Here is a 26986-nt window from a genome sequence, read left to right on the forward strand (position 1 = left end):
CTATCTCGACCCGGCCGCGGCCCGCCGGTTCACCGAGGTCGGCTACGACCCCTACGCCCGCGCCTTCGGCCCGCATATGGGCACCACCGTCCGGTACGTGTTCTTCGACCAGCCGCACGCCTGCTTCTACACCTGGGACCAGAACGAGGGGCCCACGGCCTCCACGCTGATGTACGAGGCCTCGTTCTACCGGGAATTGCAGGAGACATACGCCCGGGATTGGCCGGTGCTGCTGCTGTCCATCTCCAGGTGCGATCCGGCGTGGGCCTCGTGGCGGATGACGTTCTTCGAACGGTACGCGCAACGGGGGATCGACGCGTTCCTCGGCACGCTCGCGCAATGGTGCCATCGGCACGGCGTGCTGCTGAGCGGGCACGAGGTGCTCAGCCACGTATCCTCCTGGGATCCGACCGGCACAATCGTGGCCGACGACCCCCGGACGAACTTCGGACTCGACTATTTCGGCATCGACGCTTGGCGCGACGTCACCGGCGTGGACGCCCGCAACGCCATGCCCCAGCTGTCGGCCAAATTCGGCGACTCGGTGGCCCGCAGCCACGGGCGTTCGGGCTGCATCGTGGAACAGTACTTCGGGCGCGTGGTCCCCGGTTCGCACTTCGCCGCCGGATGGTGGGAGCTGACGCTGGGACAGCTGCGCTCGCAGACGATGCGCCACCATATCCTCGGCATGCGGCAGCTGCTCATGCACGCGTTCTGGCTCACCGACGGTGACGAGAGCGAGCGGATGCTGGTCAACCCCCGCTTCGACTTCGCCCCGGGGGTGAATTTCGAACCCTGGTTCGCCGCCCACCGGGCGCTCGCCGACGAATCCGCCCGGGTATCGGTGTTCCTCGACGGCATGCGCCCGTTCAACCATGTGGCGGTGCTGTACCCGCTGCGCACCGCATGGATGGGAGGGCCCTGCCATGAGTTCGGCCGGCACACGGCGTTCTGGACCGAACACCTCGCCCGGGAGGGTATCGACTATACGCTGATCGACGAGTGCGACCTGCTGGGCTCGGCATCGGACGGCTCGAGTCTGCGTCTGCCGGACGGCAGGACCTTTCCCGTTCTGGTGCTGCCCGGCGTGGAGGCGGTGCGTTCCCTCGACACCATTGAACGGTTGCGGGCGTTCCTGAACGGCGGCGGCGTGGTGGTCTCCACCGGCGTTCTGCCGTCGCTGACACAGGATGGCGGGGACATCCAGGCTGCCGTGGAACGGTTGGCGGAGGATCCGCATTGGTTCCACTATGCCGGCGAACCGTCATGGGACAGGGTGCGGGCCGCCGTGCTGCAGGCGTTGCCCGGGCGGTTCCGTGTGGTCGCCGCCGCCGGTTCCGGGCAGCTGTGGTCCCGGTGCGGGGCCGACGGGACCGGCGTGCGCGTCATGCTGTTCAACGACGGCGATGACGAGCGTGAGGTCGGCATCGTCCACGCGCGTGAACGCTGTCGTGTGACCGAATGGCGTGCGGTCGATGGCGGCCGGTCGGCCCCGACGCCGTGGCTGACGGGTCCGGTGCGCGTGCGCCTGGCCCCGCACCAGGTGCGGCTGCTGCATGTCGAGATCGATGGCGAGCGGACCGCCGGTGAACTGACCCTGCTGTCCGGATGGCGGTTCCGCCCGGTGACGCGGGATGCGGATGCGACGTGCTCCCGGCAACCGATCATGCCGTTCGACGGGTGGCAGGCGCAGGGGTATCCGACGTTCTGCGGCACCGGCGAATACCGCATCGACGTGGAGATCCCCGACGATGCCGTATCGGACGACGGGTGGGAGCTGTTGCTGCCCTCCACCGAGGATTCGGTGGAGGTGTTGGTGGATGGCAGGCCTGCGGGTGCGGCCCCCTGGCCGTCCGGCGCGATTCGGCTCGGCGGGTCGTTGCGTGCCGGGGTCAATGAGCTGACGGTCCTGGTCATGTCGTCGGCCGCCAACCACTACTATCGCGGGACCGGTCTGCAGGGCGACGGTCCGGCGCGGTGCGGGCTGCTCGCGGCGCCGGTGCTTCGCCCGGTGCGCCGGTGGCATGATATCGACGGTCTGTTGGCCTGAGACGCGCGGCGCGCGTTGGCGTCTGGCCAAGGCCGACATGCCCCGGTATGCCCTGTCGGTCGGTCGCCGAATCTGACGGCGTGCCGGTCTGACGGCGTGCCGGGCGGTCGAATCCGTCCCGGCGCGCTGCCATAATCGAACATATGTACGAATGTCTGGATCTGTTCTCCGAGCCCACCGGGGCATGGTTCAGACATGCGTTCGCGCAGGGGGAGACGGCGGCGCAGCGCCAGGCCTGGCCGGTTATCGCGAAGGGGGACGACGCGCTGGTCATCGCGCCGACTGGTTCCGGCAAGACGCTCTCCGCGTTCCTGTACGCCATCGACCGGCTGATGAACCGTGCGGCGGATCCGCGGGAGGCGGGCGGCTCCCGCTCCCGCAAACCCGCCAAGGGCGTCAAGGTGCTGTATATCTCGCCGTTGAAGGCGCTGGGCGTGGACGTGGCGCGCAATCTGGAAACGCCTCTGGCGGGCATTGACGCCCAATGCAAGGCCATGGGCCTCAACCCGCCGTCGATCCGTGTGGCCACGCGCAGCGGCGACACCACGGCGCAGGAGCGGCGGGCCATCGCCTCGCACCCGCCGGACATCCTGGTCACCACGCCCGAATCGCTGTATCTGCTGCTCACCTCCAAGGCGCGGCGCATCCTGTCCACGGTGCGCACCGTCATCGTGGACGAGATCCATGCCATCGCCGGAACCAAACGCGGGGCGCATCTGGCGTTGAGCCTGGAACGGCTGGATATGCTGACCGCCGAACCCGCACAGCGCATCGGACTGTCCGCCACGGTGCGTCCGGCCGAGACCGCGGCGCGGTTCCTCGGCGGCGCACGGGCCGTCACCATCGTCGATGTGCAGTCGCGTCCCGCCATGGAGCTGAAGGTGGTCGAACCGGTCGAGCAGATGCCCGAATCTGCCGCTCCCGCGAACCGGCCGTGTGCCGCAGGCGGCGGGGAACCATCCGGACTTCCCTCCATCAGCGGGGTCACGCCGGCCATGATGCGACTCGCCGAACGTCAGGGCACCGTCACGGCTTCACCGGGTCCGGCTCATGGTCCGCTGCGGGGGCGTGCCGATACCGGAGCGGGGGAGACGGCATCGGCACCGGGGAACGCCGCATCGGCGGACGAACGTGCCGGGTCGGTATGGCCCGCCGTGGAGCGCAGCATCCTCAACGAGATCCTCAGCCACCACACCACGCTCGTGTTCGTCAACTCGCGCGGGTTGGCGGAACGGCTCACCGCGCGGCTCAACGACCTGTACGCCGCCATGCCCGGCCATGGTGGTGCAGATACGCCTCGGCCGGATGAACCGTATGCCGGTCAGCGGCATTTCCATCCCATGGCGGGTCCGTCCACGAATCTCATCCACCCGCATGCGCCGGAGGACACCATCGCCATGGCCCACCACGGATCGGTGTCCAAGGATCGCCGCAAACGCATCGAGGAGGACCTCAAGCATGGTCGACTGCGCTGCGTGGTGGCCACCAGCAGCCTGGAACTCGGCATCGATATGGGCAGCGTGGACCTGGTCATCCAGGTCTCCCCGCCGCTATCCGTATCCTCGGGGCTGCAGCGGGTTGGCCGTGCCGATCATCAAGTGGGCGGCGTTTCCCACGCGCTGTTCTACCCGCTGACGCGCGAACAGATCATCGGCGCGGCCGCCACCGTGGAATGCATGCAGACCGGCGACATCGAGCCGCTTTCCATACCGCGCTGTCCACTGGACGTACTGGCCCAGCACACGGTGGCCGCCGCGGCCATGGAGGACCTGAACCCCGACGACTGGTATCAGGTGGTGCGCCGCGCCGCCCCGTTCGCCGACTTGGACCGCTCCGTGTTCGACTCGGTGCTCGGCATGCTGACCGGCGCCTATGATTCCGAGGCGTTCACCGCCTTCCGGCCCAGTCTGATGTGGAACCATGAGGAGCATCTGATCTCCGCGCGTCCCGGGGCGCAGCGGCTGGCCGTCACCTCCGGCGGTACGATCCCGGACCGTGGCCAGTACACGGTGGTCCTACCGGAACAGGAGGCTGGCAAAGGGCCCAAGCGCGTCGGCGAGCTCGACGAGGAGATGGTCTACGAATCCCGCATCGGCGACGTCATCACCCTCGGCACCTCCACCTGGCAGATCCAGGACATCACCCACGACCGCGTGGTGGTGGTGCCGGCCCCCGACCGCACAGCCCGGTTGCCGTTCTGGCACGGCGAGGGCTTCGGACGCGATGCCGGATTCGGCGAGATGCAGGGGCACTTCGTTCGGGATATGGTCAACGGCCTGTACGACGGCGATTGCGCGGCATCGTCCGACGGCATGGCGTCGTCGGATGCAGCATCGTTCGATGACGATACGACGGATCGCTTGCGCTCGGATGGACTCGACGGCAACGCCATCTCCAATCTGGCCCAACTGCTGCACGAGCAGCGCATCGCCACCGGCGCGGTGCCGACCGACCGCACGCTGGTGGTCGAGCGATGCCCGGACGAGGAGGGCGACTGGCGGATCGTGCTCCACTCGCCGTATGGCAAGCGCGTGCACGAACCGTGGGCGATGATCGTCGGCAACCGGATCAAGCAGCGCTACGGATACGACGGTCAGGTCTACGCCTGCGACGACGGCATCATCCTGTTGCTGCCGCAGTCCGATGGGCATATCCCGGCCGCCGAGCTGTTTGCGGTCGATCCCGATGACATCCAACGACTGGTAGCCGAACAGGTGGGGGAGTCGGTGCTGTTCACCGCACGTTTCCGCGAATGCGCAGCGCGTTCGCTATACCTGCCGCGCACCGACCCGGGCAAGCGCGTGCCGCTGTGGCAGCAGCGCTTGCGTGGCGTCCAACTGCTCAACGCCGCGCGGACGCAGTGCAACTTCCCGCTGCTGCTGGAGACCACCCGCGAATGCCTGCAGGACGTCTACGACCTGCCCGCGCTCCGGCGGCTGATGACACGGCTCTCCGACGGTGAGATCGACGTGGTCGATGTCGAGACGCAGACGCCGTCGCCGTTCGCCGAAACCATCATGTTCGGCTATGTGGGGCAGGTGATGTACCAGTATGACCAGCCGCACGCCGAACGCAGCGCGGCCCTGCTCTCGCTGGACTTCGACGCGCTGGAGCGTCTGCTCGGCACCACCGACATGACCGCAGTGCTCGACCCGGACGTCATCCACGATGTGGAGCGGGAGCTGGCCGGGCGGACGTTCTGGAACGAACTGGACGAGCGGGATGTTGCCGGCCGCGTGGCCCGATACGCCAAGACTCATGGCCCGTTCACCGTTGACATGATGATGGCGGAGCTGCATCTGGACGCCGAACGCGCGGTGCGCGAGCTTGACGAGCTCAAAGCGCGCGGCGAGGTGCTGACCGGCTTTTTTATGACGAATCCGGGGCAGGGAAACGGTTCTCGCTCAACCGTCGATGATGCACAACCTTGTGAAGGTGCGGAACCGTATGGCGGCATGGGCAAGCTTGTCGGCGGCATGGAGCCAGATGTTGAGATGGCGGATGACCATAGGCCCGTTCAGTATCTGCATCGCGATGTATTCCGCCGCATCCGCGCACGCTCGCTGAGCAAGGCGCGTGAGGCCATCAAACCGGTGGCACCGGCGGTCTACCAGGCGTTGCTGTTGGACCGCCAGGGTGTAGGACCGGTCGGCGGCGAACGGTACGACGGCGCGGACGGGCTGATGCGCGTCATCGAACAGCTGGAAGGCGTCGCCCTGCCATTGCCGGTGTGGGAGGGGGCGGTGTTCCCGGCACGAGTGCGTGGCTACCAGCCCGCCATGCTGGACGAACTGCTCGCCTCCGGCGACGTGGTATGGACTGGGGAGAAAACCGCCGGCACCAAGGCCAAGGAACCCGGACGCATCGCATTCCATCCCGCCGACTCGGAACTGCTGGACAATACCGCGGCAGCCGGCGCAACCGGGCATCCATCCGACGCAGCGTCCGACGACACTGCGTCCGACAACACTATGACCGGCGACATTGCGCCCGACGATGATGCGGGGCGGGCGTTGGGGCCTGTGCGGACGCTGCCCGACGCCATCCTGCACGTCTTGGCGGCCGGTGGCGCGTTCCGGGCGGAACGGTTGGCGGAACTGGTTCGTGCGGCGTGGCGACCGGATACGGAGTCGGTCGATCCCGAAACCGGGGAGATCCGCCCCTCGGCTTGGTCGAACAGCCAATTCGAGGACGCCCTGTGGTCGCTGGTCTGGCAAGGCGCGGTGACCAACAGTGCGCTGACGCCGGTGCGTGCCATGACGGCGGCCTCGAACTCGCGTACCACGCGCAGCGTATCGGTGGGCCGCACTCGCCGCCGCGCCCGCGTGGCCGTACAAGTGCCGGTGCTCATGCAGGGGCTATGGTCGGTCGTGCCGACCATCACCGCCACCGCCGAGCAGCGTTCGCTGGCGCAGGTCGAGATCCTGTTGGATAGGTACGGCATCATCGCCCCGCTGCTGATCGATGCCGAGGATGTGCCGGGTGGATTCTCCGCGCTGTATCCGGTGCTGCGCCGTATGGAGGAGCACGGCACGCTGGTGCGCGGCATGTTCGTGCAGGGGTTCGGAGCCGCGCAGTTCGCGCGCCGCGACACCGTGGACCAGCTGCGTCATGCGGGGGAGGGGCACAGCCGGTCCTGCGTGGCCATCGAGGTCATGGATCCCGCCAACCTGACCGGTGCGGCCGTGGCCTGGCCGCAGTATGGCGGCCAGGCCAGCAAACCATTGCGGCGTGCCGGAGGCATGGTGGTGCTGGACCACGGTAACCCGGTGGTCTACGCCGCGGTCAAGGGCCATCACCTGACCACGTTCACCGACGACGGGGACACGCTGCGCCGCGCCTTCGCCGAACTCGCCTATGCCCTGCAGCGCCGCCCCTCCGGCAGCGTCACCTTCGCCGACCTCGATGGCGAGCCGCTGACCGCGCGCACCGAAGCCGCCCGCATCCTGCACGCCGCCGGCTTCACCCCCTGCCCCCAGGGCATGAAGCTGTACCGGTGATAGGGATGTTCGCTTTGTGGACGATACCCGCTTCAGCCGGAATCCGAGGGATAGTCTAGCGAAGGTTTGACCGGAACCGTTGGGCGGGTTCCGGTGGATGATGGAGGCGAGGAGAAGGGGAATGACAATATTCCTGATAGAATCCTGCCGCATAACGGCAGGTGGTGCGTGAAAAACAGACTTGCTGAGCCTGCTATAAAGATAATGGGTAGGTATGGGAGCTAATGATATATCTTCTTAGATAATCTGTTTTATTGATGTTCTGCCAGGCGAGCCCATGCATGAATCCATAGGCTTGTGGTACGGAGCCCTGAATGCGGCGATTATGGGATTCCGTACCGTACCACAGACCTGACCGGATTTGAAGAATGGCGGAATAATGCGGATTCCATCTGGGCGGATAGCTCGTGGTACGGTACGGAACCGCCGCGATGGGATTTTCCCGGTTGCGTACCATGACATTGCGGTACGCAACCAGAAAAACGGGGAAGCTACGGTTGCGTACCACGACATTGCGGTACACAACCGTCATAACAGGGGTCTTCTGGTTCCGTACCACACCATCGTGGTACCGAAATCAGAAAAAGCATCGGATATGGTTCGGTACCACGCAGCCGTCCGAACTCAGCCCGCGAATGCGATCGGCGCGGCCAGTTCGGTGCCCGAACCGTCGCGGCGCATATCCGGCTTCGGCAGCTCCACTGGGTTGCCGCCCTCGGTCGAGGCATGCAGCGGGTACAGGCCCACCCACGCGAAGATCAGCGTGTTCTGTCCCTTCAGGAAGCGCTGCGAGCGCACGCCGCCGGTGGCGCGGCCCTTGGTCGGGTACATCTCCAGCGGGGTGACCTTGGCCGACCCGTTCTCGGTGCCGGGCAGCGCGTCCGCGTCGCCAGCCACGGTGAGCACCACCGCGCCGGAGGCGGAGAACAGGCCGTTCTCGCCCTCCTCATAGGTCCAGGCCACCTTGCCGGCCGGAATCACATTGAACGTCACCACCTGGCAGCCGTCGGCCAGCTTGATGCCGGCCATGCCGCCAGCCGTACGGCCCTGCGGGCGGACGTTGCCGGCCTCATAGGTCAGTAGAGAGGAATCCGAAGAGATGAACACCAGCCGGTCCTCGTCGGCGGCGGGCGCGGCGAACACCACCGTGTCGCCGTCCTTCAGATCGATCACGCTCCATGAATCCATCGTGGTCGGCGACTCCCGGTTCCACCGCTTGATCACGCCGTGGCGCGTGCCGATCGCCAACGGCGGCAGCGCATCCCCGGACACGTCGTCGGAGTCGGACGCATCGCCCTTGTGCGGCGGGGCGGTCATCGCGATCGCCGTCACCACGTATTCGCCGGGCACCGGATCGGTGTTCTCGGTCATGCCCAGCAGCTCCTTGGCCTTGACGCCGCCGGCCACGCTCAGCGTGGTGGAGGCGGGCAGCGCAGGCAGGTCGGCCACATGGGCGAGCACCAGACGGCCCGACGACGTGATCAGACCATACGAGGCCAGCGTGGTGGTGGGGAACAGGGCCACGATCTGGTCGCCGTCCGCATGCGCGTCGCCCGCCGACCGCGACTCCCACACGTCCAACGCGCTGGGGGAGGTGCGGGCGATCAGCCCGGAGGCGCCCATCATCACCACGCACGGTTCGTCATCCAACTGCAGTGCGGATACGGCCCCTGCATCCTCGCCGGCCTTTCTGGCGGCGGCAGCGGCGGCGGCCACGTCGGCCTCGGCGGAGGATACGGTGTGCGCGGCACGCACGGCCTCCATCGCCCCCGCGGGCACACCCTCGGACCCGGCCGCGGTCACCGGGTGCATCGAGCCGTCCGGATCCACATCCAGCAGCACCGTGCGGCGCGGCGAACCATACCGGTCGGCCACGTCGTCCATCTCGGAGACCACCACGCGGTCCAGCTCGTCCGCCGAAGCCAGGATGCGCTCCAGCTCCTCGATCCTGCGACGCAGGTCGTCGCGCTCGGCCTCCAGCTCGATCCGGCTCATCCGGGTCAGGCGGCGCAGCCGCAGATCCAGGATGTACTGGGCCTGCACCTCATCCAGGTCGAACACGGCCATCAGCCGGCTTTTGGCGGCGTCCGCGTCGTCGGAGGAGCGGATCACCTGGATGACCTCGTCGATGTCCACCATCGCCAGCAGCAGGCCCTCGACCAGATGCAGCCGCTCCTGCGCCTTCGTGCGGCGGAACTCGCTGCGGCGGCGCACCACCACGCGGCGGTGGTCGATCCACACCTGCAGCATCTCCTTCAAGCCCATCGTGTGCGGCCGGCCATCCACCAGCGCCACGTTGTTCATCGTGAAGTTGTCCTGCAGCGGCGTGTGCTTGAACAGCTGCACCAGCACCGCGTTCGGGTCGAAGCCGGTTTTGATTTCGATGACGATGCGCGTGCCGTTATGCCGGTCGGTCAGGTCGATCGCGCCCGAGATGCCTTCGAGCTTGCGGTTCTTGACCCCTTCGGAGATGCGCTCCAGCACGCGTTCGGGACCCACCATGAACGGCAGCTCGGTCACCACGATCGCCTTCTTGCGGGCCGTGACGTTCTCGATATGCGTGGCCGAGCGTGTGGTCAGCGTGCCGCGGCCGGACGCGTAGGCCTCGCGGATGCCGTCGCGCCCGATGATGATGCCGCCGCCCGGCCAGTCCGGGCCCGGCACGTAGCGCATGAGCTCCTCCAACGTGGCGTCCGGATGCGCCATCAGGTGCTTGGCCGCGTTGATGACCTCGCCCAGGTTGTGCGTGGCCATATTCGTGGCCATGCCCACGGCGATGCCCGAACCGCCGTTGACCAGCAGATTCGGGATGGCGGCCGGCAGCACGGTCGGCTCCTTGAGCTTGTTGTCGTAATTCGGCGCGAAATCGACCGTATCCTCGTCGATGTTCGCGTTCATGCCCAGCGCCGCGGGCGCGAGCCTGGCCTCGGTATAACGGGAGGCCGCCGGCCCGTCGTCTAGGGAGCCGAAGTTGCCGTGGCCGTCCACCAGCGGCAGTCGCATCGCGAACGGCTGCGCTAGACGCACCATGGCCTCGTAGATCGCCGAATCGCCGTGCGGGTGGAGCTTGCCCATCACCTCGCCGACCACGCGCGCCGACTTCATGTACGGGCGGTCCGGGTTCAGGTTCATCTGGCCCATCTGGTAGACGATGCGGCGCTGCACCGGCTTCATGCCGTCGCGGGCGTCGGGCAGGGCGCGCGCATAGATCACCGAATACGCGTATTCGAGGAACGACTTGCTCATCTCCTCGTTCAACGGCGTCTCGACGATATGCTCCTTGACCGTGCGCGGGTCGAAGGCCGGCTGCCCCGTCTTGCGATGTGATGCCATGCGACAAGCTCCAAACATAACAACCAATAGGAAACCTACAAACCGAACCAGTGTACCGCACCGGCGAAACCTGCCGGCTTCGGTTTTCGCCCGACGGTGGTTGAATGAACGGTATGAGTGTGGACGTGCCCGAGATGGAGGAGTTGCTGCGACCGGTGCCGGTCGCGCGGTATGGGGACGACGCCGACGGCGCCGCACGTGGGGGAGCGCTGCACCTGTCGAGCCTGCTACCGGCGTTGGCCTGCGCGATCGGGCACCCGACGCCGACGGCGGTGCACCGCGACCCGGCCGAGGCACACCGGAAGCTGGGCCTGCCGGAGGTCGAATCCGCGGTTGTGGTGCTGATCGACGGCCTGGGCTATTGGAATCTGGCGATGCGGCTCGGCCACGCCCCCTACCTGCGGTCGCTGATGAACGAGCCGGCCAACCAGCGGCCGATCTCCACCTGCGCCCCCAGCACCACGGTGGCGGCCATGTCCACGTTCGGCACCGGCACCTGCCCCGGACTGACCGGTATGACCGGATACACGCAACGCAACCCCGAAACCGGCGAGCTGGCCCAGATGATTCAGTTCAAGCAGTCGATCCCTCCGCGCGATCTGCAACGTCAGCCGACCGTCTTCGAACTGCTGAGGAACCGGGGCGTGCGCGTCACCAGCTCGGGCCTGCCGAAGTTCGCCGCATCGCCGTTGACCGAAGCGGCGCTGCGCGGCACCGACTACATCTCGAACGTTTTGCCCCGTGATCGCGTACTCGCCGCCGCCGATGCCGCGCGTACGCCCGGCCTGACCTATCTGTACATCCGCGACGCGGACAAGATCGGCCACACCTACGGTTGGGACAGCGACAAATGGATCGGCACATTCGAACGCATCGACGCGCAGCTGGCCCTGCTACGCCGCAGTGTGCCCAGGGGCACGTTAATCGTCATCACCGCGGATCACGGTATGGTCTCCTCCGATCCGCAGCGGCGTATCGACATCGCCGTTACGCCGCAACTGGCGCAGGGGGTGGCGATGGTGGGCGGCGAACCGCGGTCGGTGATGCTGTACGCGCAGGAGAGCGAGGACCCGGAGGATATCGCCGATCGATGGCGGGAATTCTTGGGGAACAGGGCCCAGATCCGCACCAGGGCACAGGCGTTGGCCGAGGGGCTGTTCGGCCCGGTCGAACCGCGTGTGGAGCCGATGATCGGCGACGTGCTGGTTTCGGCCGTGGGGTCGCTGACCTTGGTCGATTCGCGGACACAAACGGCGCAGGCGATGCAACTGCCCAGCGTGCACGGCGCGCACACGATGCTGGAGATGGACATCCCCTGCCTGATCGACCTGGCCTGAACCGGTCTGAATCGAAGCGGTCTGAATCGAATCGGACCGGCATGAACTGAGCGGGACTGAACCGATCAGTCGCCGAACAGAATCTCGTCCCAGCTGGGGACGGCGGAACGGCCGGAGCGGCGTTTCGGCTTGGCCGCGGGCTGCGCCGGCGTGGGGGCGGCCGCCGCGTCGGCAGCGTTGGCATCGGATGGCGACGGAGCCGCTGCGGGTGTCTGCGCGGGGGAGACGGTCGGTTCCGGCTGCGGCGTTGCGGCGTTATCGGCCGGCGCGGGCGCTGCAGGCTGCGCAAGATCGGGCCTGACGGCGGGCATCGTGGGCTCCGGCGTGCTCCACGCCGAAACCGTCTGCTCGATGCGGGCGGAGCGGGCGGAATCGCCGGGAAGATTCAGCGGTACGGCAAAGCCGTCGTCATACCCCGCCTCGGCGGCGGGCTCAACGGCCTGTCCCGGTCGATCGCTGCCCTGCTCGCCCAGCAGCTTGCCGGCGGTGCGGTTCAGGCACGTCACGGCGTTGTCGTGCATATTCCACGACCATTCGGCGCGGATGGTCCGCCCGGCGGAGGTGAACTGCGCGGTGATCCGCCACGGTTCCAGCCCGCGACGCGTGGCCTTCCAGACCACATCCTCGGGGCGTACCCGTGCCGCGGCGAACGTGCGGTCGATCAGCTCGGACAGGGTGTGCGCGCGGCTGTCCTTGGGAGCGGGCACGGAAAGGAACTGTTCGATGGCATACTGCTTCTCGGTTTCCACGGAGGCGGAGAACCTTCTGACCAGCGCCGCGCTCACCCCATAGCGTTCGGCCACGCGCGCGGGATCGGCGCCGGCTCGGATCAGGGACTGGATCTGCGAGATCGGCAACGTCTGCGAGGGGGCCGGCCGCGGCGCGATCTCCGCGGTGATCTGCTTGGCCTCAAGGATGGCATGCTCCAGCGTGTCGTCCGCATGGACGGCGAACTGTTCCTCGCCTGCAACGAACACCAGGCGTCCCTCGGCGTCCACATGGTCGAAACGGGCTTGAACAAGCGGCTGATCAGGCATGAGCGCACCACTTTCCTCTTGCGAACCGGACCTTATTCCATTGTGCCCCACGTGTCGGATTTTACGAGTATTTCAAATCGTGTATCCTATGCGGGGGAATGTCATGTATTCTATGGCGCATAATCGCCATTACGGAGAAAGGACCACCATGGCACAGGATTACGATTCGCCCCGCAACAAGGACGAGGACGAGGAGTCGCTGCAGGCTCTGGGCAAGGGCGCGCAGAATTCGGCCAGCGACATCGACGACGATGAGAACGCCATCGCCGAGGACTACGAGCTGCCCGGCGCCGATCTGAGCAACGAGGACGCCTCGGTGACGGTGATCCCGATGCAGGGCGACGAGTTCATCTGCTCGGAATGCTTCCTGGTCAAGCACCGCAGCCAGCTGGCCGAAACCACCGCGGACGGACAGCCGATCTGCAAGGAGTGCGCCGCCTGATGGCATTCGACGAGGCGTATAACGAGCCGGAGCACGTGGAGGTGCTGATCCGGTCGATCGACCCATCCCATCCGATCGAACTGCGGTATGCGCATGCCGGTGACGCGGGCGCCGACCTGGTGACCACCGAGGAGGTGACCCTCAAGCCGTTCGAACGCGCCCTGGTGCCGACCGGCGTGGCCATCGCGCTGCCGGCGGGGTATGTGGCGCTAGTGCATCCGCGCTCCGGTCTGGCCGTACGCCAGGGGGTGACGGTGCTCAACGCGCCCGGAACCGTGGACGCCGGATACCGCGGCGAGATCAAGGTGCCGTTGATCAATCTGGATCCGGAGCATACCGTGACGTTCCACCCCGGCGACCGCATCGCCCAGCTGGTGATCCAGCGGTATGTGGAGGCCCGGTTCATCCCGGCGGAAACGCTGCCCGGATCGGACCGCGCCGAACGGGGATTCGGGTCGACGGGCGTATCCGCCTGAATCCCGACATTCCACGCAGCCGTCCGCAGCCCGTAAGGGTAGGATGGAGTGCATACGAGAGGAGGTACAACGATGGTGTCCGACGTTGATGATAGGTATTTCTCCGCTCGTACGCTTGGTTGCGAGATCAGCGGCAATCCGCTCGATCCGCTCGAACCGATTATGAACGCCTGCAAGGCGCATCATCCGGACGAGGATATGGACATCCTCAACCGCGCCTACCGCCGGGCGGTGCGCCAGCATTCCCCCCAGCGCCGCAAGTCAGGCGAGCCATACATCATCCATCCGCTGGCGGTGGCGCAGATCCTGGCGGACCTGGGCATGGGGCCCCTGGTGGTGGCGGCCGGCCTGCTGCACGACACGGTGGAGGACACCGACTACACGCTGGAGGAGTGTCGCGCCGAATTCGGCGACACCGTCACCGGTCTGGTGGATGGCGTGACCAAGCTCTCCAAGATGGAATACGGCGATTCGGCGCAGGCCGAGACCATCCGCAAGATGGTGGTGGCGATGAGCCGTGACGTGCGCGTGCTGGTCGTCAAGCTCGCCGACCGCGTGCACAACGCCCGCACCTGGCGGTACGTGAAAACCTCCAGCGCGCAGAAGAAGGCCCGCGAGACGCTGGACGTGTACGCGCCGCTGGCGAACCGGCTGGGCATGAACGCCATCAAGACAGAGCTCGAGGAACTGAGCTTCAAGGTGCTCTACCCGAAGATCTACAACGAGATTGTGGTGCTGGTGGCCCGCCGGGCCGGCCAGCGGGACGTGTACCTCAAGCAGATCCTGAGCGAGATCAACGAGGATCTCGAAGAACAGCACATCAAGGCTTACGTCACGGGCCGCCCGAAGGACTACTTCTCGATCTACCAGAAGATGATCGTGCGCGGGCATGATTTCGAGAACATCTACGACCTGGTGGGCGTGCGCATCATCGTCGATACGATCAGCGACTGCTATGCGGCGCTCGGCGCCGTGCACGCGCGATGGAGCCCGGTGCCGGGCCGCTTCAAGGACTACATCGCCATGCCCAAGCTCAACATGTACCAGAGCCTGCACACCACGGTAGTGGGCCCGGGCGGCAAGCCGGTGGAGGTCCAGATCCGCACGTGGGATATGCACCGGCGCGCCGAGTTCGGCATCGCCGCGCATTGGAAGTACAAGGCCAACGGGCAGGCCGGGCGTGCGCTGAGTTCGCCGGACGCCGACGATCGCAAGCGTGAGAACAGCGAGAACCAGGAGCTCAGCGAGGCCGACAATCTCAAGTGGATTCAGCAGCTTGCCGATTGGACGAGCGAGACCCCCGACTCGAACGAATTCCTGGGTTCGTTGAAGGAGGATCTCGGCTCGGCCGAGGTCTACGTGTTCACGCCGAAGGGCAAGATCGTGTCCCTGCCCGCGCAGGCCACGCCGGTCGACTTCGCCTACGCCGTGCACACCGAGGTGGGTCATCGCACGATGGGCGCTCGCGTCAACGGCCGTCTGGTGCCGTTGGACACCAAACTGGAGAACGGCGACACCGTGGAGGTGCTCACCTCCAAGTCCGACACCGCCGGTCCGTCCCGCGACTGGCTGAGCTTCGTCAAGAGCCCGAAGGCTCGCAACAAGATCCGTCAGTGGTTCAGCAAGGAACGCCGCAGCGAGGCCATCGAGGAAGGCCGCGACGACCTGACCCGCGCCATGCGCAAGCGCAACCTGCCGATCTCCACGCTGATGTCGCCTGAAGCGTTGATCGGCGTGGCCGACGAGCTCAACTACCCGAACCCGGACAGTCTGTTCGCGGCCATCGGCGACGGTCAGGTCTCCACGCAGAACGTCATCGCTCATCTGGTCAAGGACGCCGGTTCCGACGAGGTGGACGAGGAGGCCGAGCAGGAGCTGCTGCCGCTGCGCCGCACGCCGGAACGCTCCAAGCCCACCAATGCGCTGGGCATCTCCGTCAAGGGCGTGGGCGATGTCTGGGTCAAGCTGGCGCGCTGCTGCACGCCCGTCCCCGGCGATGACATCGTCGGCTTCATCACCCGCAACCAGGGCGTATCGGTGCATCGCACCGACTGCCAGAACATGATCGACCTGCAACGCCGGCAACCCGAACGCGTCATCCCCGTGCAATGGACGAGCACCAAGGGCCTGTTCATGGTCAAGATCCAGGTGGAGGCGCTGGACCGCCCGCATCTGCTGAGCGATGTGACGCGCGTGCTCTCGGACCACGGCGTGAACATCATGTCCGGCAATATCGCCACCGGCGCCGATCGCGTGGCCATCAGCCAGTTCTCGTTCGAGATGGCCGACCCGCAGCATCTGAACACGTTGTTGTCCGCCGTGCGCAAGATTGACGGCGTCTTCGACGTCTACCGCATCACCGGCGCCAAGGATTCCGCCGAGCCACGCCTGCGCCGCATGCAATAGAAATGGGCGGCTCCGGGGAGCCGCCCATCGTTGATTGCAGAATACTTTTACTTGACCACTTCCACCGAGATGATGCCGGCGGGCTCCACCGGACGGTCGGAGCGATCGGTCGGCAGCGCTTCGAGCTTGTCCACCACGGCCTTGGACTCGTCATCGGCCACCTCGCCGAAGATCGTGTGATGGCCGTTGAGCCACGGGGTCGGCACGGTGGTGATGAAGAACTGCGAGCCGTTGGTGCCGTGGATCTTGCCGTCCATGCCGCGGCGCAGGCCGGCGTTCGCCATGGCCAGCAGGTACGGGTGGTCGAAGGTCAGCGTCGGCACGATCTCGTCGTCGAAGTCGTAGCCGGGGCCGCCGGTGCCGGTGCCCAGCGGGCAGCCGCCCTGGATCATGAAGTCCTTGATGATGCGGTGGAAGGTCAGACCGTCGTAGAACGGCTCGTTGCGCTCCTCGCCGGTCATCGGGTCGCGCCAGGTCTTCTCGCCGGTGGCCAGGCCCACGAAGTTGGCCACGGTTTCCGGAGCCAGGTCGTCGAACAGGTTGATGGTGATGTCACCCTCGGAGGTGCGCATGATAACTGTAGTGCTCATGCCTGCCAGTCTCCCATGCCGTCCCGACCGCGCCTAGGTGTGCATAAAAATATGCGTGTGCTCGAATGACTATGCATCGAGGTAATGTGATTGGCCGGTAATCACATGGTGGGATCCGGAAGACCGAGAATATCCGGGCCCACCCGCATGGAGAACGAGGAAAGACTGAAGATATGGAATATCTGGTGCTGTTGGGCATCGCCGTCGTCATTGTCGGCTTCGCCCTGCGGTTGGACTCGATCCTCATCGTGTTCCTGGCCGCCATCGTCACCGCGCTGCTGGGCAATCTCGGCATTGACGGCTTCCTGACTACGCTGGGCGAATCGTTCGTCTCAAACCGCAGCGTGGCGCTGTTCATCATCATCCTGCTGGTCACCGGCACGCTGGAGCGTAACGGCCTGAAACAGGCCGCCGCCGCGCTGATCGGCAGGGCCAAGGGCGCCACGCCCGGCATCATCATCGCGCTGTACGGCGTCATGCGTTTGGTCTTCGCCGCGTTCAACGTGAGCTTCGGCGGCGTGGCCGGCTTCGTGCGCCCGATCATCATGCCGATGGCCGTGGGCACCGTCGAGGCCTCCGGCCACAAACCGGCGGACGAGTACGTCGAACAACTCAAGGGCATGGCCTCCGGTATGGAGAACGTGGCCTGGTTCTTCGGCCAGGTACTCTTCGTCGGCACTTCGGGCGCGATCCTGGTCAAGACCACGCTTGCGCCGCTCGGCTACGACGTGGACCTGCTGCGACTGGCCATCATCGAGATCCCGGTCGCGCTGATCGCTGTGGGCGTCACCGCCGTCTACTACATCATCAAGGACAACCACCTGCGCCGCAGGTACTGCAGCGACGATACGTCCGCTGCGCCCGCACGGCTCGCTGCGCCCGAATCATCCGTGCAGACCGTGAAGGAAGGGGAGTGACACCATGGCGTTCTTCACCGATCCCGGCATCCCGTCCGCCGACAAGATCATGGAGGTCTTCTATATCCTCATGGGTCTGATGAGCATCTACGCGGGCGTGCATAACCTGCGTGACAGGTCCAACCCGTCGCGGTACGGAACCTTCGTCTTCTGGACGCTGCTCGGCGTCGTCATCGCCTTCGGCCGCTGGATTCCGCCGATGGTCGACGGCCTGCTCATCGTCATCATGGTCATCCCCGCCATCGCCCAGCGCGTCAAGCCGAGCAAGGCCGCCGAACCGACCGACGCCGAGGTGGAGGGCAACTTCCGGCGTATCGGGCAGAAGGTGTTCATCCCCGCGCTCGCCATCGGCGTCTTCGCCATCGCCGGCGCGCTGATCCCCGCCATCGGCGCGCTCGCCGGCTGCTGCATCGGCGTGTTCGTCTCCGCGATCATCCTGTGGGCGTTCAACCGTGCCAACACGCCCGTCGTGTTCCTGGGCGACTCCGAGCGGCTGCTGTCCGCGATGGGCCCGCTGTGCATGCTGCCGATGCTGCTGGCCAGTCTGGGCGCGATCTTCGACGCGGCCGGCGTGGGCGACGTCATCGCGCGGATCGTCGGCGGCCTGATCCCCGCGGGCAACCTGACCGTCGGCATCATCGTGTTCGCGCTCGGCATGATGCTGTTCACGATGATCATGGGCAACGCCTTCGCCGCCATCACCGTGATGACCGTGGGCATCGGCGCGCCGTTCGTGCTCTCCCTCGGCGCCGATCCCGCCGTCGTCGGCATCCTGGCGCTGACCTGCGGCTACTGCGGCACGTTGCTGACGCCGATGGCCGCGAACTTCAACATCGTGCCTGTGGCCATGCTGCAGATGAAGGACCGCATGGGCGTGATCAGGAACCAGGTGCTGCCCGCGTTCGTCATGATCGTCGTGCAGATCATCTACATGCTCGTCGCATGCTGATGGTTTGCCGGGATGCGGGTATAAATGAATGAGGAATACCGGCGGAGCGGACCGGCGTCGGATTCGGATAACGGCAGTACTGCGAAGTCGCAGCACGATACAGGAGGTTTGATGATGCTGAGCAAGATTCTGGTCACCGGATTCGACCCGTTCGGCGGCGAATCCGTCAACCCGGCGTATGAGGCGGTCAAGCTGCTGCCGGACACCATTGCGGGGGCGCGAATCGTCAAGCTGGAGGTGCCCACCGTGTTCACGCGCAGCGCCGAGGTGCTGGAACAGGCCATCGCGGCCGAACATCCCGACGCCGTGATCTGCGTCGGACAGGCCGGCGGCCGCAGCTGCGTGACGGTCGAACAGGTGGCCATCAACCTGGCCGAGGCCCGCATCCCGGACAACGACGGCGAACAGCCGCTGGGCCAGCCCCTGCGCGCGGACGGCCCCGCGGCGTACTTCGCCACCGTGCCGGTCAAGGCCATGGTCGCGGGCATCCGCGCACACCATCTGCCGGCGTTTGTCTCGTATACGGCGGGCACGTTCGTGTGCAACAGCATCATGTACCACGCGTTGTACCTGTGCGAGCGGCGGTTCCCCGGCACCGTCGCCGGCTTCATGCATGTGCCGTACGAACCCGGGCAGGTGGTAGACAAGCCCGAAGGCACCCCGTCGATGCCGCTGGACACCATCGCCGCATCGCTGGGGTACGCCATCGAAGCCGTGGTCCGCGGTAACGAGGCGGACGACGCGGTGGCCGGCGCCACACACTGACGCGCATCGATCCCTGCCGCAACGCACAAGCATCCAACGAGTCCCCGTGATGGAGAACGACATCCCATGACCCTGCCCATTCGACGTATCCTCGGGTTTCTGCGCCGTGAGACGGTGCTGTGCGTGGCCGTGGTGCTGGCTGTGGCCTCGGCGTTCGTCGTGCCGCCGTCCGCCGACTACCTCGGTTACATCGACTGGGATACGCTGGCGCTGCTGTTCTCGCTGATGGCGGTGATGAAGGGGTACCAGCAGATCGGCATCTTCGCGCGGCTGAGCGACGCGCTGCTCCAGCGCGTGGCGACCACCCGCGGCATGGTGATGGTCCTGGTCTTCCTGCCGTTCTGCCTGAGCATGGTGGTGACCAACGACGTCTCGCTGATCACCTTCGTGCCGTTCGCGCTGGTGGTGCTGCGCATGGCCGGGTGGGAACGGCTGATCGTGCCGACCGTGATCCTGCAGACGATCGCCGCGAACCTCGGCAGCATGCTCACCCCGATGGGCAACCCGCAGAACCTGTATCTGTACGCGCGTTCGGGGATGGGTTTCGGCGAGCTGGTGGCGCTGACGCTGCCGTACGTGTCGGTCTCCGGCATCGTGCTGGCGACGGTGATCGGTGTGGGATTACGCCGCCCGAAACCCGTGCAAGGCGTATCGGTGGACGTGCACGTATGCCGGCGGCGTTCGCTGGTGGGTTGCACCGGAGGATTCGCGCTCTGCCTGCTGGCCATCTTCGGTCTGGTGCCGCCATGGGCTGTCGCCGCGCTGATCGCCATCACGCTGCTGGTGGTGAACCGGCGTGTGCTGGCCAGCGTCGACTACGCGCTGTTGGCCACGTTCGTCGCGTTCTTCATCTTCATCGGCAATATGGGTAACATCGGCCCGTTCCGCGACCTGCTGGCCGTCATGCTGGAAGGGCGCGTGCAGATCGTGTCCGTGCTGGCCAGCCAGGTCGTCAGCAACGTACCGGCCGCCCTGTTGCTGTCGGGATTCACCGATGATTGGTCGGGGCTGATCGTAGGGTGCAATCTGGGCGGCCTGGGCACGTTGATTGCCTCGATGGCCAGCCTGATCTCCTACAAGATGGTGGCGCGCGAATACCCGCAGCGCCGCGGTCGCTACCTGCTGTGGTTCACCATCGCCAATGTGGCGCTCTTGGCGCTGTTGCTGATGATCTCCGCCGTGCTGTGAAACGGGGTGGTCCCTATTGAAGTATGCCGAAGTGCCGCAACGCGTTCATGACGCCGTCGTGATCCACGTCATCGGTCACGTAGTCGGCCACCGCCTTGACCTCGTCGTTCGCATTGCCCATCGCCACGCCGACGCCGGCGAATTGCAGCATCGCCATGTCGTTGCCGCCGTCGCCGAACGCCATCGTCTGCTCCCGGGAGAACCCATGGTGCTCCATGAAGCAGCGGATGCCGCGCGGCTTACCGCCGTCGGCGGGGATCATATCGGTGAAGTCGGGATGCCAGCGCACCCCGGTCACGTTCCGGCACAGGCCGGTCAGTTCCGCCTCCTGCTCGGGGGTGATGAACGGGCTAATCTGGAACGTCTCATGCGTGAACGGACGGGTATGTGGGTCGTCTACGAACCGCGTCGGCGCGGTCTTGCCCAGCTGGTTCCACGTCGCCTCCATCGCGGGGGTGATCCGGTTGAAATACACGTAGTCGCATTCGCTGAAGGTGGCGACCACGTCCGGATTGCGGTCCAGCCAATCGACGATCACGGCCACGTCATCGCCGTCGATCGGCCGGGTGTCGAGGAATCCTTGGGTGTCGAAGCAGTACTGGCCGTTGGCTGCCACAATGCCGTCGAACTCGACCGGCAGCATCCGCGCCACCACCTCGAACTGCGAGGGCGCGCGGCCTGTGCAGATGAACACCAACACGCCGCATTCCCGCAGCCGCTGGAGCGCCGTGATAGTGGACGCCGGAACCTCATGGGTGGTGAAACTGGTGAGGGTGCCGTCCACGTCAAAGAACACGGCCCTGATATCATGCGACTTCATCCTCGTAACCTCCCGGGAACGGATACCTGACGTTCCCAAGTGTATCGGGCGTCGTCCCGATGGAACCGGCTGCTTGTCCGCATGCGGTGCGATGGCAGACATCTGCGTCCCGTGGGCCTGCGGGATTGGCTCCTCCCTCACGCGATGCGTCGGTCGGCATCTACGCCACCTCCGAGGGCACATGGATCTCCAGCTATCTGCTGCAGGACGACCCCGACGTTGCCTTCCAAATCCTGCTCAGCCCGATGGTGTTCACGCCCCGGGAATCGCTGGCGTTCTTCGTCGCGCAGGATTTCACGCTCGCCGGCGCCCACGGCGGCTACCAGTCCTTCGTCCGCCGCGTGTTCAACATCGACGCGGCGCTGTTCGGACTGACGAATCTGGACATCCGGACGCTCACGCCGGAGGCGTATACCATCCCCACATTCGTGGCGTATGGTTCACGGGATGTGATGACCGCACAGGTCGACGGTATGAACACCATCCTGGACATGTGCGAGCGGGCGGGGAACCCTGACGTGGTGATACGCAGCTACCGCGGTGGCAACCATGTGCTCCGGCCCGGCGACCTGACGGCACTCGGCACCCCGTATGCGGGCAACTACGTGAACGATCTGATCGACTGGATCGGCGGCACGCTGGCCGGGCTTGACCTGATCTGCGAACAGGTGGCGGGGGCGCCGATCCAGCAGTCGAGCGCGGTGCCGACATTGCGGGCGCAGCGCGTGGCCACGATCTACGGCGTGGTGCTGCATATCCTGACGCTGGTGCTGCTGATCGCCTCGGCGGCGGTCGCTCTGGTGGGTGCGACGCGCCGGATACGGCAGGGACTGCGGCGCAAGGAGCCGGTGTTCGGCTTCAGCCACGGGTTCGGCAGGTCGCTGGCGTTGCTGGTCATGGCCACGGGGCTCACCCTGCTGTTGTTCGCGGCGGCCATGGGACGCATCATCATGTCGGTGGTGAACCTGGCATGGGGCGGCACGCCGGCGCATGATCCGGGCATCATGTACTGGAGCTGGCCGGTGGCACAGGTGGTGTGCGCGCTGGTGGTGTGGGAATGGTCGGGCGTGCTCGCCCGGCTGATCGAGGTGGCCTCGGCCCGCGGCATCCTGCGGGTGCCGCCGCGCAAGGGTGCGGTGCGGGAGATCGTGACCGGCGAGCAGCCGGTGCTGGCTTCGCGTCGATTGGGGCGCGTGATGTTCTGGCTGGCCGGAACCGCCATGTTCGCCGTCCTACTGGTATTCGCGTTCTGGGGCCTGTTCTCGTATGCCGAACCGCTCGTATACTGAGACCCGGATGGAGGTGCGCGATGGCGTTGTACACGGATGAGGGCGTGGTCCTGCGCACCGCCAAACTGGGGGAGGCCGACCGCATCATCACCCTGTTCACCCGCATGCATGGCAAGGTACGCGCCGTGGCCAAAGGCGTCCGGCGGACCAAATCGCGGTTCGGCGGGCGTCTGGAACCGTTCATGCGCGTGAATGTGCTCATCGCCGAGGGTCGGTCGTTGGACGTCATCTCCCAGGCCGAGACCATAGCGGCATACGCCTCGTCGATCTCAACGGACTATGACGCGTACATGGCGGCCGGCATCATGGCGGAGACCGTCGATAAACTCCTCGGGGCCGAGCATGAGCCGGCGGTCGACCAGTACCGGCTGCTCATCGGCGCTCTGCACGCCCTGGCCAGGCAGTCCCATCCGGCGCGATCGATCGGCGACTCCTATGTGCTGCGGGCGCTGGCCCTGGCCGGCTGGACGCCCAGGCTCGATTCGTGCGTGGTCTGCGGCGAGCGTGAATCACTGACGTACCTGTCGATTCCGGCCGGTGGCGTGATGTGTGCGGCCGATCGCACACCCGAGGCGCGCGGTCTGAACGAGGGGGAACGGCTCCAACTGCGGGCGTTGCTGACAGGGGATTGGGCTGCGCTCGGCGAACGCCCGCCTGATTCACGGGTGACCCGTCTGGTGGGGGACTGGGCCGAATACTATCTGGAACGTCCGCTGCGTTCGATGCGCCTGTAGCGGACTCGGCGGCGAAACCCAGTCGTTTTGGGAGGTTTTCTCCCGGACGTGTTCGGGAGACGGGCTCAGCCGGTAAGATGCGTAGTATGGCTTTTGAGAACGTTGACTACACGTCGTTGAGTGTGCCCGCCGCGCCGTTTTCCGATCCTTCGCGCATCCCGGATTTCCCGAAGGGCAAGGTTCCCCGGCATATCGGCGTGATCATGGACGGCAACGGCCGTTGGGCGCAGCAGCGCGGCCTGATCCGCACTGAAGGCCATCAGGCCGCCGAACCGGTGGTGTTCGACACTATCGCCGGGGCCATCGAGGCGGGTGTGCGGTATCTGAGCCTGTACACGTTCTCCACCGAAAACTGGAAGCGCTCCCCGCAGGAGGTGCGGTTCCTGATGGGCTTCTCGCGCGACATCATCCGCCGCCGCGTGGCCCAGATGGACGAGTGGGGCGTGCGCGTGCGCTGGTCGGGCCGTCGTCCGAAGCTGTGGAAGTCGGTGATCGACGAGCTTGAATCGGCGATGGAACGCACCAAGCACAACAAGGTCATCGACGTGGTGTTCTGCATCAACTACGGTGGGCGTGCGGAGATTGCCGACGCCTGCGCCGCCATCGCGCGCGAGGTGCGCGACGGGCGCATCAGCGGCGATCGCGTGACCGAGAAGATGGTGGCCGAGCACCTGTACAACCCCGACATCCCCGACTGTGACCTGGTGATCCGCACCTCGGGCGAGCAGCGCACCTCGAACTTCCTGCCGTGGCAGGCCGCCTATGCCGAGCTCGACTTCGTGCCCGAACTGTTCCCCGACTGCGGCCGCGAGGTGCTGTGGCGTTCGATCGACCACTACATCCACCGCGATCGCCGGTTCGGCGGCGTGAAGAAATAAGGTTTCAAGCCGCTGTCCGTCGGAGGGGTCTGCGCAGGTCGGCGAGGCGGTCTTTCGTGCGTTTCTGCTGCGCCGAGGGGCATGGGCGTGTATCGTTTGATGCATGACGACGATGAAGCAGGTGGCGCAGAAGGCGGGAGTTTCGGTATCCACGGTGTCGCTGGTGATGAACCATCGCGATGCGGGGCGGGTGAAGGCCGAAATCGCCGAGCGGGTGCGGAAGACCGCGGAGGAGCTGGGGTACCGTCCCAATCCGCTGGCCAGCAGCCTGCGTACCAGCAGGACCCATATCCTGGGCTTCATCAGCGAGGAGGTCGCCACAACCCCGTACGCCGGCGGCATCATCCTCGGGGCGCAGGACGCGGCCAGCCGATTGGGGTACATCATGCTCACCGTCAGCACTGATGGCGAGTCCGACGAGGGTACGGAGATCGCCGCGCTGAAGCGCTACGGCGTGGACGGTTTCATGTACGCCAAGATGTCGAACCGCATCACGCATGTGCCGGATGCTCTGAAGGACGCTCCGGTGGTGCTGGTGGACGCCACCGATGCGGAAGGCCGGATTCCCAGTGTGGAACCGGACGAGATCATGATCGCCAAGGACGCCACCAACCGGCTGATCCAGGCCGGCTGCCGGCGCATCGCCTACATCGGGTGCAGCGAGCCGATGATCGCGCAGGACCTGCGTAAGGAGGGATACCGTCGGGCCCTGGAGGAGGCCGGCATCGGTTACGATGGGCGACTGGTCATCGACGTGCTGAACAATCGGCCCGCGTTGGATGAGGTCCGGGAGCTCTTCGACCGGGAGAATCCGGATGGTTTCTTCTGCTTCAACGATGCGCGCTCGTGGCCCGTCTACGAGTGCGCGGCCCGCAGGGGGCTGACCGTGGGCAAGGATATTTCGGTGGTGGGCGTGGACAACCATCGCGTCATCGCCGAGACGTTCTCCCCGCAGCTGACCACGGTGGAACTGCCGCATTACGAGATGGGGTATTGGGCGGCGTGCAAGCTGATCTCGATGATCGAGGGGCGGTCGCTGGACGATGTGCCGATGCCTGCGACGCGGGCTCCGATTCCGCCGCTGGACTCGCCGATTCCCGCGAGGATCCATTGCACGCTGATTGAGAAGGAGTCCGTGGTCCGCTGAGCGTACTGTGTGCGGCGGTTGCGTGTAGTGTGGTCGACATATTGGATGCGACACGCCGATGTTCGATTGTCTTGAAATCCAATAACGGCGCTATTTCAATCGTTTGACATTCGTACGGCACTCAACGAGTGTAAATCGTTTGACGTAAAACGATTGACGTTTTATGATGGCATCACGGTCCCCGGACGGCACGGCAGCCGGACAGAGATCCGCCGCGTCCGCGGCACAATCGAATATCAAGTCAATGGCAGCGGCGGTCGCACGGCAGCGTCCGTCGAAAGAGAAAAGAGACACACATGGCAAGTGCATCAAGGTCTGCATGGCGCAACCCGTCGTATCTGCAGAGCTCCTTTGGCATCTTCATGTTCTTCTGCTCGTGGGGTATCTGGTGGTCGTTCTTCTCCAGGTGGCTGCTGGACCCGGAGAAGGGCCTGGGCATGACCTCCGCCGAACAGGGGCAGATCTACTCCATCAACTCGCTGGCCACGCTGATCATCATGTTCGTCTACGGCGTGATCCAGGATCAGCTGGGCATCAAGCGCAAGCTCGTCATCGCGGTCTCGGTCATCGCCGCGCTGGTCGGCCCGTTCGCCCAGTTCATCTACGCTCCGATGCTCACCGCCGGCGGCACCACCCGCTTCCTGGGCGTACTGCTCGGCTCTGTTGTGCTGTCCGCGGGCTTCATGTCCGGCTGCTCGCTGGTCGAGGCGCTCACCGAGCGCTACAGCCGCAAGTTCGGCTTCGAATACGGCCAGTCCCGCGCCTGGGGCTCCTTCGGCTACGCCATCGTGGCCCTCATCGCCGGCCACACCTTCAACATCAACCCGCTGATCAACTTCTGGATCGGCTCCGCCTGCGGCCTGGGCATGCTGCTCGTCTACCTGTTCTGGGTGCCGTCCGAGCAGAAGGCCGAGCTCAAGAAGGAGGCCGACTCCACCGAGCGCACCAACCCGTCGCTCAAGGAGATGGTCTCCGTGCTCGGCATGCCGACCCTGTGGGTGCTCATCGTCTTCATGATCTTCACGAACACCTTCTACACCGTGTTCGACCAGCAGATGTTCCCGACCTACTACTCGAGCCTGTTCCCGACCACCGAGATCGGCGACGCCACCTACGGCACGCTCAACGGTTTCCAGGTCTTCCTCGAGTCCGCCATGATGGGCGTGGTCCCGATCATCATGCGCAAGATCGGCGTGCGCAACTCCCTGCTGCTCGGCGCGTTCGTGATGTGCGCCCGCATCGGCCTGTGCGGCGCGTTCCATGACCCGATTTCCGTGTCGATCGTCAAGCTATTCCACTCCATCGAGGTGCCGCTGTTCTGCCTGCCGGCGTTCCGCTACTTCACGCTGCACTTCGACACCAAGCTCTCCGCCACGCTGTACATGGTCGGTTTCCAGATCGCCTCCCAGGTGGGCCAGGTCATCCTGTCCGTGCCGTTGGGCGCCCTGCATGATGCGATGGGCGACCGCCCGACCTTCTTCACAATCTCCGCAATCGTGCTCGTCGCACTGATCTATGGCTTCTTCGTCATCAAGAAGGACGACCAGCAGGTCGGCGGCGACCCGTTCTACACCGACAAGCAGCTCAAGGCCATGGAAGCAGCCAAGGCCTGACATCGCGGCGGGGCT

At 65.7% G+C, this 26986-nt stretch carries 18 protein-coding genes and 1 pseudogene; 15 read left to right on the forward strand and 4 right to left on the reverse strand.

Translation table 11 applies throughout. The features are described from left to right. Positions 1 to 2050, forward strand: a 2050-nt coding sequence (locus B4C31_RS05985) for a hypothetical protein (RefSeq protein WP_291531732.1), incomplete at its 5' end; no start/stop codon positions are given. Between the two features lie 143 nt (positions 2051 to 2193). Then, complete coding sequence (locus B4C31_RS05990) at positions 2194 to 7050, forward strand: DEAD/DEAH box helicase (RefSeq protein ID WP_291531733.1); 4857 nt, start codon at positions 2194 to 2196, stop codon at positions 7048 to 7050. A gap of 624 nt (positions 7051 to 7674) precedes the next feature. Here the strand turns inward: B4C31_RS05990 and B4C31_RS05995 are convergent. Then, positions 7675 to 10383 carry a DNA gyrase/topoisomerase IV subunit A gene (locus B4C31_RS05995; RefSeq protein ID WP_291531734.1) on the reverse strand — a complete coding sequence of 903 codons (2709 nt, stop codon included), beginning with the start codon at positions 10381 to 10383 and terminating at the stop codon, positions 7675 to 7677. A gap of 113 nt (positions 10384 to 10496) precedes the next feature. Here B4C31_RS05995 and B4C31_RS06000 point away from each other — a divergent pair, with 113 nt between their 5' ends. After that, positions 10497 to 11720, forward strand: coding sequence for an alkaline phosphatase family protein (locus B4C31_RS06000; RefSeq protein WP_291531814.1), 1224 nt, complete (start codon positions 10497 to 10499; stop codon positions 11718 to 11720). Positions 11721 to 11785: 65 nt separating this feature from the next. Here the strand turns inward: B4C31_RS06000 and sepH are convergent, their stop codons facing one another. Continuing rightward, positions 11786 to 12757, reverse strand: coding sequence for a septation protein SepH (gene sepH / locus B4C31_RS06005; protein ID WP_291531735.1), 972 nt, complete (start codon positions 12755 to 12757; stop codon positions 11786 to 11788). Between the two features lie 148 nt (positions 12758 to 12905). Here sepH and B4C31_RS06010 point away from each other — a divergent pair, with 148 nt between their 5' ends. The 3 genes from B4C31_RS06010 to B4C31_RS06020 all read left to right on the forward strand — a co-directional run bounded on the left by B4C31_RS06010 (position 12906) and on the right by B4C31_RS06020 (position 16081). After that, positions 12906 to 13199, forward strand: coding sequence for a DUF4193 domain-containing protein (locus B4C31_RS06010; protein WP_033506056.1), 294 nt, complete (start codon positions 12906 to 12908; stop codon positions 13197 to 13199). Further along, positions 13199 to 13675 carry a dUTP diphosphatase gene (gene dut / locus B4C31_RS06015; protein ID WP_033506058.1) on the forward strand — a complete coding sequence of 159 codons (477 nt, stop codon included), beginning with the start codon at positions 13199 to 13201 and terminating at the stop codon, positions 13673 to 13675. The genes B4C31_RS06010 and dut overlap by 1 nt, the downstream gene beginning before the upstream one ends. A gap of 72 nt (positions 13676 to 13747) precedes the next feature. Next, positions 13748 to 16081 carry a RelA/SpoT family protein gene (locus B4C31_RS06020; protein WP_291531736.1) on the forward strand — a complete coding sequence of 778 codons (2334 nt, stop codon included), beginning with the start codon at positions 13748 to 13750 and terminating at the stop codon, positions 16079 to 16081. A gap of 47 nt (positions 16082 to 16128) precedes the next feature. On the opposite strand, the gene B4C31_RS06025 is transcribed toward B4C31_RS06020, so the two are convergent. Then, a complete protein-coding gene (locus B4C31_RS06025; protein ID WP_291531737.1) occupies positions 16129 to 16671 on the reverse strand; it encodes a peptidylprolyl isomerase in 543 nt (180 codons plus the stop codon). Positions 16672 to 16844: 173 nt separating this feature from the next. Between B4C31_RS06025 and B4C31_RS06030 the strand changes: the two genes are divergently transcribed. From B4C31_RS06030 to B4C31_RS06045, 4 genes are all read left to right on the forward strand, one after another. Next, a complete protein-coding gene (locus B4C31_RS06030; RefSeq protein ID WP_291531738.1) occupies positions 16845 to 17588 on the forward strand; it encodes a DUF969 domain-containing protein in 744 nt (247 codons plus the stop codon). Positions 17589 to 17592: 4 nt separating this feature from the next. Next, positions 17593 to 18537, forward strand: a complete 945-nt coding sequence (locus B4C31_RS06035) for a DUF979 domain-containing protein (RefSeq protein WP_291531739.1) — start codon at positions 17593 to 17595, stop codon at positions 18535 to 18537. Between the two features lie 117 nt (positions 18538 to 18654). Then, positions 18655 to 19302, forward strand: a complete 648-nt coding sequence (pcp, locus tag B4C31_RS06040) for a pyroglutamyl-peptidase I (protein WP_349679130.1) — start codon at positions 18655 to 18657, stop codon at positions 19300 to 19302. 66 nt (positions 19303 to 19368) lie between these two features. Continuing rightward, positions 19369 to 20490, forward strand: coding sequence for an SLC13 family permease (locus tag B4C31_RS06045; protein ID WP_291531741.1), 1122 nt, complete (start codon positions 19369 to 19371; stop codon positions 20488 to 20490). 13 nt (positions 20491 to 20503) lie between these two features. Here the strand turns inward: B4C31_RS06045 and B4C31_RS06050 are convergent, their stop codons facing one another. Next, on the reverse strand, positions 20504 to 21310 hold the full coding sequence (locus tag B4C31_RS06050; RefSeq protein WP_291531742.1) for a Cof-type HAD-IIB family hydrolase: 807 nt from the start codon (positions 21308 to 21310) through the stop codon (positions 20504 to 20506). A 143-nt stretch (positions 21311 to 21453) separates the two neighbouring features. Between B4C31_RS06050 and B4C31_RS06055 the strand changes: the two are divergent. The 5 genes and pseudogenes from B4C31_RS06055 to B4C31_RS06075 form a co-directional block, all read left to right on the forward strand. Then, positions 21454 to 22599: pseudogene (locus tag B4C31_RS06055) on the forward strand (alpha/beta hydrolase); the annotation flags it as partial. 20 nt (positions 22600 to 22619) lie between these two features. Next, positions 22620 to 23333 (forward strand): DNA repair protein RecO, encoded by a 714-nt coding sequence (recO, locus tag B4C31_RS06060; protein ID WP_291531743.1) that lies wholly within the window; start codon positions 22620 to 22622, stop codon positions 23331 to 23333. Between the two features lie 86 nt (positions 23334 to 23419). Further along, positions 23420 to 24211, forward strand: a complete 792-nt coding sequence (locus B4C31_RS06065; protein ID WP_204387368.1) for an isoprenyl transferase — start codon at positions 23420 to 23422, stop codon at positions 24209 to 24211. Between the two features lie 103 nt (positions 24212 to 24314). Beyond that, positions 24315 to 25358, forward strand: coding sequence for a LacI family DNA-binding transcriptional regulator (locus B4C31_RS06070; protein WP_291531744.1), 1044 nt, complete (start codon positions 24315 to 24317; stop codon positions 25356 to 25358). A 296-nt stretch (positions 25359 to 25654) separates the two neighbouring features. Further along, on the forward strand, positions 25655 to 26971 hold the full coding sequence (locus tag B4C31_RS06075) for an MFS transporter (protein ID WP_291531745.1): 1317 nt from the start codon (positions 25655 to 25657) through the stop codon (positions 26969 to 26971). Positions 26972 to 26986: the final 15 nt, after the last annotated feature.

The organism is Bifidobacterium sp. UBA4282 (assembly GCF_002394995.1).
In the GTDB taxonomy this organism is placed as follows: Bacteria; Actinomycetota; Actinomycetes; order Actinomycetales; family Bifidobacteriaceae; genus Bifidobacterium; species Bifidobacterium pullorum_B.